Genomic DNA, 5,850 nt, shown 5'->3' with positions numbered 1-5,850 from the left:
AACCAGCACTGGAGACGGAGGCAATATCACCATCAACACCAACGAACTTAATATTACAGGAAAACTCGGAATATTCGCTGAAACCGAAGCATCAGCAAACGCTGGCACCCTCACCCTCAGTCCCTACAAAGACAACCCAGACCTCAACATCAATTTCAGCAACGACGGTTTTATTTCCGCCTCTACTTCCTCCACAGGCAATGGAGGAAATATCAACCTCAGTGCCTCAGAAAGTATAAATATTAGAGGAGATGGTAGGATATCTGTAGTTTCGACAGATAAAGGAAATGCCGGAGCTATCAATATCAATACCCAAAACCTCACACTCTCCGATGGAGTAGCTATATCAGCTTCCACGGAAGATAAAGGAAATGCTGGAGCTATTAATATCAATACTCAAAATTTCACTTTAGAAACCGGAACAACCCTCACCACAGAAACTAACAACAAAGGTCAAGCGGGAAACATAGAAATAAACACCAGACAACTAACTATTGGAGAAGATGCCCAAATAAGTGCCACAGCAAGAGAAGGGGCAACTAACACCGAAGCGGGAGGCAATATTACTATCAACGCCACAGACTTACTAATTTCAGGCCGACTCGGAATATTTGCCGAAACAGCAGGGGAAACTCCCGCAGGTACTCTTACTCTGAGAGCAGGGGAGAGGGGGAGAGGGGGAGAGGGGGAGAGGGGGAGACGCGGAGACGCGGAGACGCGGAGAGGGGGAGACACGGAGATCGGCCAACTTGACCCAGACCTCAATATTACTTTTACTGAAAATGGCTTTATTTCTGCCCGCACTAATTCTAGTGGAGACGGAGGTAATATCAATATATTTGCTCCAGAAAACATTAATATTTCCGGGGAAGGCAGAATAACAGTTGAAACAGAAGGCAGTGGAGACGCAGGCATGATCAACATAGAAACAGAAAACCTCACCATAGCTGAAAATACTACTATATCAGCAGCTACATCCGACAGCGGAGATGGAGGTAGCATCAATATTACTCCTAGCCAAACATTTCAATTAGAAGGTCAAATTATTACAGAAACTACAGGTACAGGAAATGGAGGAAAAATTACTATTAATACAGGGTCTCTCCAAGCCGAAAATAGTACCATCTCAGCCAGAAGCACTGATGCAGGAAACGCAGGCGCAATAAAAATAACAGCTCAAGAAAATATCGCTACAGGTATTATTCAATCTTCTGCTTCAGAGTCACAAGAAACTGCTGATGGAGGAGAAATTACTATTATCAGTGAACAAGGAGAAATTCATGCTACCCAACCCATCCAGTCATTTTCAGAAAAAGGTAATGCTGGAAATGTCAACCTCCAAGCTAAAACAGAGATTACCACCAATACTATTAGTTCCCACGGCCAACAACAAGGTGGTGAAATAACTATCACCACAGAAACCGGAAATATCAATACATCTCAAGGCTTTCTAGCCAATTATTCTGGAGACGGCAACGGAGGCAACGTTACTATAGAAGCACCCCAAGGAGATATTACCAGCAGCGATATTTACTCCTTTGCTGATGCAGACGGAGGCCAAATATTCCTCAAAGCAGGAGGCAACATTAATATCAGTCAAAACAGCAATATTATCTCAGCGTCGGAACCTCCAAACAACAGCAACATTGATAACCAAGGTCAAGGAGGAGATATTATTCTCGAAGCAGGCAACAATATTAATACAGCAACAGCGAGAATATATTCCGGAGCAGATATTGGCGACACGGGCAAAATTGATATTATTGCGGATAGCGCAATAGAAGCAGGTCAAATAGAGCTAGCATCAGGTTTTGTCAGACAACAACAACCAGTAAATGACAACTTTACTCTCATACCCGTACCTCAAGGAGAAGCAACCAGGGGAGTAGCAGGAAATATCACCATTACCAGTAACAATGGCGCAATAGATACCACCGCTGGAGTGATCAATTCTCGTTCTCCAGATGGTTCCGGCAATATTACTCTCAATGCTAGAGAAAATATTACTATCGGTCTACTAACAGCTAGCGCTCTTAACCCAGAAAAACCAACTACAGGAGGAGATATTACGATCGCTAGCCAAACTGGAGAAATAAATGCCACAACAGCTATAGAAACTTTTTCACAAAGAGGTACTGCTGGAAATGTGACTATTATGGCGGAGGAACAGATTCATCTAGAAAATATTCTCTCTCAGGGAGCAGAAGGAGGAGGGGATATTACTATAGACAGTCGCAGTGAAAATAGTATAGATGCTCAAGGAGAATTAAATACTTTTTCCACAGAAGGAATAGCGGGAAATGTCACTCTTATATCTCCTGGAAATATAACTATTAGTGGCATTCGCTCAGAAGGAAGGGAACAAGGAGGTGAAATTACAGTAGAAAGTGAAATAGGTAATATTAATTCCACAGGTGGAAATATAGACTCTTTTTCAGAACAAGGAATAGGCGGAAACGTCACACTTACTGCTCCTGAAAGCGTTAATTTAGCAAATGTCTCATCCTTTGGAGCAACAGAAAGTGGAGACTTAATCATTCAGAGTAGCACAGCTACAGTAAATACAGGTAATGTTACCACACAAGCACCAGCAGGAAGTAGTGGCAGTATAGTTATTAACGGAGAGGAAGTAGGTACAGGAGACTTAACTTCTATCGGTACAACGAGTGCAGGTGCAATAAATGTGGAAGCTACAGATGGCTCTATTACAACTTATGATATTGAAATTAGCTCTGATGGGAGCATAGGAAATTTAATACTCAGAGCAACGGAGGATGTTAATACTGGAGATATTGATCAGAATGCAGGAGATGGAGATGCAAATATTAATATTGATTCTGAAGGAGACCAGAATATAGGAGATATTAATCAAAATGCTGGTAATGATGCTAATAATATTCAAACCGCAGAGGGAGATATTAATACTGGAGATATTAATCAAAATGCTGGTAATGATGCTAATAATATTCAAACCGCAGAGGGAGATATTAATACTGGAGATATTAATCAAAATGCTGGTAATGATGCTAATAATATTCAAATTGCAGAAGGGAATCAAAATCTGGGGAATGTAACTCAAAATGCTGGTAATGATGCTAATAATATTCAAATTGCAGAAGGGAATCAAAATTTGGGGAATGTAACTCAAAATGCTGGTAATGATGCCACTAATATTCAAATTGCAGAAGGGAATCAAAATCTGGGGAATGTAACTCAAAATGCTGGTAATGATGCTAATAATATTCAAATTGCAGAAGGGAATCAAAATTTGGGGAATGTAACTCAAAATGCTGGTAATGATGCCACTAATATTCAAATTGCAGAAGGGAATCAAAATTTGGGGAATGTAACTCAAAATGCTGGTAATGATGCCACTAATATTCAAATTGCAGAAGGGAATCAAAATCTGGGGAATGTAACTCAAAATGCTGGTAACGATGCCACTAATATTCAAATTGCAGAAGGGAATCAAAATTTGGGTAATGTAACTCAAAATGCTGGGAATGAATCTATCAATCTTCAGAATGATGGAACTAATCAAAATATTGGTAATACAACTCAAAATACCAGCAATGAATCTATCAATATTCAGAATAATGGAACTAATCAAAATATAGCAGAAACTTCTGCACCTCCTAATAACAATACCCCGATTAATAATCCTCTCATTGATGGAGACAATACGAATAATTCCAATATTTTAAATACTCCCACAAATTCTTTAGATACAAACACTTTAGAAACCCCTTATACTTCCAATTTAATTTCAACTACCACCCCTAGTAACAACGACCAAACAACAAATACTGCCACTGCTAAAGAGCAAACTGAAGAATCTATCAATACTACAACTGACACTCAAAAAATATTAAATATCATCGATAATATTAATACCAATACCCTGACAGTAGCCACAGGTTCAGACAAAATAGTAACAATGTTAGAACAACAGCGCATCAACGAATATTCAGATTACTTCGGAGAAGATTTTGACGAAAAATTACTTTCCACACAAAATGTCCGAGATATTTTAACAGATATAGCAAATCAAACAGGAAAAGAATCTGCTGTTGTTTATATCAATGCTTACTCAGACCAATTACAGATAATCTTATTTACCAAAGAAGGTCAACCAATTCTCAAAACAATTTCTACAGCAAATCGCGATAAATTAAAACTAGCCACCATAGAATTAATGCTAGAAATCACCGATCCTCAACAACGCCAAACCACAAGTTATTTACCAGCATCTCAACAATTATATCAATTATTAATAGCCCCCATTACTGCCGAATTAGAAGCAGCAAATATTGAGACAATTTTATTTAGTCTGGATGTAGGATTTCGTTTATTACCTTTAGCAGCTTTACATGATGGAAAACAATTTTTAATAGAAAAATACAGCATTAGTACTATTCCCAGTGTCAGTTTAATGGATAGTCGTTATCATTCTGTTCATAACACTACTTTATTGGCTATGGGAGCCAGTGAATTTACAGACCAAAATCCCTTATATGCTGTACCTATGGAGTTAGAAACTATTTCTCAAAACTTATGGCAGGGTAATATGTTTCTCAATGAAGAATTTACTCTAAAAAACTTAATTAATCAACGTCAAAATTATCCTTATCCGATAATTCATTTAGCTACTCATGCTCAATTTAATAGTGGAAATGTGAGTAATTCATATATTCAGTTGTGGGGTGAAAAATTGCGATTAAATCAAGTCAGAAAGTTAGGTTGGAGTCAGCCACCAGTGGAATTATTAGTATTATCCGCTTGTCAAACCGCAGTAGGGAATAAAGAAGCAGAATTAGGTTTTGCTGGTTTTGCAGTGGCAACGGGAGTTAAGTCAGTATTGGCAAGTTTATGGTTGGTTAGCGATGAGGGAACATTAGGATTAATGACAGAATTTTATTCTCATTTAGGTAATCTCAATATTAAGGCAGAAGTGTTGCGACAGACCCAGTTGGCAATGTTGAAAGGTAAAGTTGCGATCGAAGATGGAATTTTGAAGGGGTCTGGTAGTCGTGGGGAACTGCCTTTACCTCCTGAGTTGGCACATCAGAAAAATCAAAATTTTTCCCATCCTTATTATTGGGCAGGGTTTACCATGGTTGGTAGTCCCTGGTAATATAGCAGAAGGAGTACAACATAAATGTTATAGCCTCACCATAAGACTTCTAAGTCTCGGTCAAATGTCTGATTTATCCTTAATTCTCCCACTTTTTTTGTCCCAATCTATATATACCAATTCTCTATTTTTTCTCCTTGTTTCGTTGAGTATAATTATTCATCACCGCTTCTTGAGTACAATTATTTACCGTTTAATTGAGATGCACCCGATGTTATAGAACCCATTTGAGAACTATATAATTATGGTAGTCAAGTCTTTTCGCGCATCAATTTTGAGGAAAAATCATCTGAAGGAGTGTTGAATTTTTTGTATTATTTCTCCCCACATCTTCAATCGCCATAACTACGTTTATCTTTGTAATTCTTTCTCCTCCTGACTCCTGACTCCTGACTCCTGAGTCCTGAGGACTCCTAACTTAACCATTCTATGGCTGTTTAACCGGATTTGATATAACACGCCCTGCTACCGGATTTAATATAATTAATTGCTTGACATATCAATTTTTTTTGTTATATTTACATTATCTAACAACATTAACCTTTTTTAATGACAGGATAAACAAACTGTAAAAATCCTGATATTAATCTTATGAGTCCAAATTTACCGCAAGTCAATAAATCTGCCGTACAAGCAGGTGGTCAACTTAGCTTCTTTGAAAAATATCTCACTGTTTGGGTAGCTTTGTGCATTGTCATAGGTATTGCCCTAGGGAA

The 5,850-nt window shown here is 38.2% G+C and carries 1 protein-coding gene; it reads left to right on the top strand.

Going from position 1 to position 5,850, the window contains the following annotated elements; translation table 11 throughout:
- On the top strand, positions 1-5,134 hold a 5,134-nt coding region (locus F6K18_RS35655), incomplete at its 5' end, for a CHAT domain-containing protein (RefSeq protein ID WP_287528055.1).
- Positions 5,135-5,850 lie beyond the last annotated feature (716 nt).

The organism is Okeania sp. SIO2C2 (assembly GCF_010692625.1).
GTDB classification, from domain to species: Bacteria; Cyanobacteriota; Cyanobacteriia; order Cyanobacteriales; family Microcoleaceae; genus Okeania; species Okeania hirsuta.
This window is presented reverse-complemented; position numbering and strand designations above follow the sequence as displayed.